This is a genomic window from Aeromicrobium sp. PFPM2_SD2 (assembly GCF_057364525.1).
This window is the reverse complement of record NZ_JBNFNZ010000368.1, coordinates 1-2,465: the sequence shown is the minus strand read 5'-3', so window position 1 is coordinate 2,465 and position 2,465 is coordinate 1. Positions and strand designations below refer to the sequence as shown.

1 protein-coding gene and 1 pseudogene are annotated in these 2,465 nt (G+C 73.5%); both read right to left on the bottom strand.

From position 1 onward, the window contains the following. The coding region (locus tag AC2W7G_RS13690; protein ID WP_485868923.1) for a 2Fe-2S iron-sulfur cluster-binding protein at positions 1–981 on the bottom strand (981 nt) is incomplete at its 3' end. After that, positions 978–2,296: pseudogene (gene nuoF, locus AC2W7G_RS13685) on the bottom strand (NADH-quinone oxidoreductase subunit NuoF). The gene AC2W7G_RS13690 and the pseudogene nuoF, both read right to left, overlap by 4 nt. Between the last annotated feature and the right edge of the window lie 169 nt (positions 2,297–2,465).

Here is a 2,465-nt window from a genome sequence, read left to right as displayed (position 1 = left end):
CCAGGCCGCGGGGCGGCGACGGGCGAGCGCCCCGGGCCACGACATCGGCACGAGCGCGCCGGACTCGTCGCGCACCAGCGGCGTGCGGAGCCGGTCCTCGCCCTGGCTCCAGCGGAACGCGAAGCGGTCCTTGTCGCTGATCCACTCCTCGTTGACCTCGGGGTCGTCGCCGGCCAGGCGGCGCATGACCTTGCCCCGGCGGTGGTCGACGCGGATCGCGGCCCCGCAGGCGTCGTGCTCGCCGACCGTGGGGGTCGAGACGAGGTCGAAGGGACGCGCCCGGAAGCGGTAGTCGGCGCTCGTGAGCGCGCCGACCGGGCAGATCTGGATCGTGTTGCCCGAGAAGTAGGAGTGGAACGGCACGTCCGGCGCGGTGCCGACCTGCTGCCACGCGCCGCGCTCGACCAGCGCGATGAACGGGTCGCCGGCGACCTGCTCGGAGAACCGGGTGCAGCGCGCGCACAGCACGCAGCGCTCACGGTCGAGCAGCACCTGGGCCGAGACCGGCAGCGGCTTGGGGTAGGTGCGCTTGGTCTCGGTGAACCGGGACTCGGCCTGTCCGTGGCTCATCGCCTGGTTCTGCAGCGGGCACTCGCCGCCCTTGTCGCACACCGGGCAGTCGAGCGGGTGGTTGACCAGGAGCAGCTCCATCGTGCCGCGCTGGGCCTTGTCGGCCACGGCGGACGTCAGCTGGGTGCGCACGACCATGCCCGGCGCGACCTCGAGCGTGCAGGACGCCTGCGGCTTCGGTAGGCCGCGGCCGTTGCCGGCGTCCGGCACCTCGACCAGGCACTGGCGGCAGGCGCCGACCGGCTCGAGCAGCGGGTGGTCGCAGAAGCGCGGGATCTCGATGCCGACGAGCTCGGCGGCGCGGATGACCAGCGTCCCCTTCGGCACGCTGACCTCGACGTCGTCGATCGTCATCGTGACCAGCTCGACCGGCTCGGCACCGGTGCTGCTGCGCTCGGGCGTCAGGGTCATGCGGGGCTCCCCTCGAGCGGCCGGGCCCAGGCGGTGGAGCGCTCGGGCGGGAACAGCTCGGCCGTGGACGTGTGCATGCCGGCCTCGAACTCGTCGCGGAAGTGCTTGATCGCCGAGGTGATGGGCGACGTGGCGCCGTCGCCGAGCGCGCAGAAGGAACGGCCCAGGATGTTGTCGCACAGGTCGAGCAGCAGCTCGACGTCGCCGGGCCGGCCTTGGCCGGCGTCCAGGCGCTGCAGCGCCTGCACCAGCCACCACGTGCCCTCGCGGCACGGCGTGCACTTGCCGCACGACTCGTGCTTGTAGAACTCGGTCCAGCGCAGGACGCAGCGCACGACGAGGTGGTCTGGTCGAAGACCTGCAGGGCCTTGGTGCCGAGCATCGAGCCGGCCGCCGAGACCCCCTCGTAGTCGAGCGGGACGTCGAGGTGCTCGGCGGTGAGCAGCGGCGTGGACGAGCCGCCGGGCGTCCAGAACTTCAGCTCCGCGCCCTCGCGCATGCCTCCGCCGAGCTCGAGCAGCTGGCGCAGGGTGACGCCCAGCGGCGCCTCGTACTGGCCGGGCCGGCGCACGTGGCCCGACAGCGAGTAGATCGTGAAGCCCTTGGACTTCTCGGTGCCCATGGAGCCGAACCACTCGACCCCGCCGCGCACGATGGCCGGCACGGACGCGATCGACTCGACGTTGTTGATGACCGTCGGGCTGGCGTACAGGCCCTCGACGGCGGGGAACGGCGGACGCAGCCGGGGCTGGCCGCGGCGGCCCTCGAGCGAGTCCAGCAGCGCCGTCTCCTCGCCGCAGATGTAGGCGCCGGCGCCGGCGTGGACGACGAGGTCGACGTTGACGCCGGTGCCCAGGACGTCTGCCCCGAGGTAGCCCGCCTCGTACGCCTCGCGCACCGCCGCCCGCAGGCGACGCACCACGTGCAGCACCTCGCCCCGCACGTAGATGAAGGCGCGCTCGGCCCGGATCGCGTGGGCGGCGAGCACGACGCCCTCCACCAGCGTGTGCGGCGAGGCCATCATGAGCGGGATGTCCTTGCAGGTGCCCGGCTCGGACTCGTCGGCGTTGACCACGAGGTACTTGGGCTTGGGGTTGTCCTGCGGGATGAACGACCACTTCATGCCGGTCGGGAACCCGGCGCCGCCGCGGCCGCGCAGGCCGGCGTCCTTGACCAGGGCGGTGAGGTCGGCCGGGCTCATGGCCAGGCCCGTGCGCAGCGCCTGGTAGCCGCCGCGCCGCTCGTAGGCCTCCAGCGTCCAGGCCCGGTCGTCGGCCCAGCCGGCGGTCAGGACGGGGGTGAGCAGGTCAGTCATCGTCCTCCTCCGATCCGCCGCCCTCGACGTCGGCGGGCGACTCGGCCACCTCGGTCTCGGCCTCGGGCGCGCGAGGTGTCGGCCTGCTCGGCGGCGCGCGCAGGTCGTCCGCGGTGGCGTCGGTGTCGCCGTCGCGGGGGTCCTGCGACGGGGAAGGGCGGCGCGGCCC